The organism is Streptomyces sp. AC627_RSS907 (assembly GCF_019049165.1).
This window is the reverse complement of the sequence record NZ_JAGMUE010000608.1, coordinates 1-598: the sequence shown is the minus strand read 5'-3', so window position 1 is coordinate 598 and position 598 is coordinate 1. Positions and strand designations below refer to the sequence as shown.

Sequence of the window (598 nt, the reverse complement as noted above, 5' to 3'; positions counted from 1 at the left end):
CCTACAACGAACCCGGCACGCTGACTAAGGTCACCGACAAGAACAAGGGCACCATCACTGTCGACCAGCACGATAAGGGCGAGGAGCACAAGGGCTTCAAGCTGACCGAGACCCGCTCCGGCCGCTGGATCGACCTGGTCAAGTCGTATCCCAACCAGTGGCAGGCCAAGGACCACACCGGCCGGACGGCCGTCTTCGACCTCGACCCGGCCGGCAACCTGGTGCGCACCGCCGACACCGAGGGTAAGGCCACCGCCTTCGCGTACGACGGCGACGGACGCATCACCAAGATCACCACGCCGGAGGGGCGGGTGACGGTCTTCACCTACGACGAGCAGAACCGCGTCCGCTCGATGCTGCGGGCCACCGCGTTCAACGGCTCCGGGCACACCGGCCCGACCTACACCTACGCGTACTCGAACACCACCGACCCCAGGGCGGCGGGGACGACCACGGTCACCGACCCGGAGAACCACGCCACCAAGTACGAGCACGACAAGGACGGCCGGGTTACCAAGACCACCGACGCCCTGAACCGCAACCGCTCCACGACCTTCGACGCCAACCACAACATCCAGACGGCGACCGACGCCATGTG

General features: G+C 66.4%; 1 pseudogene. It reads left to right on the top strand.

Annotated features, from left to right (window positions below):
* Positions 1–598: pseudogene (locus KUM32_RS37365) on the top strand (RHS repeat protein); the annotation flags it as partial.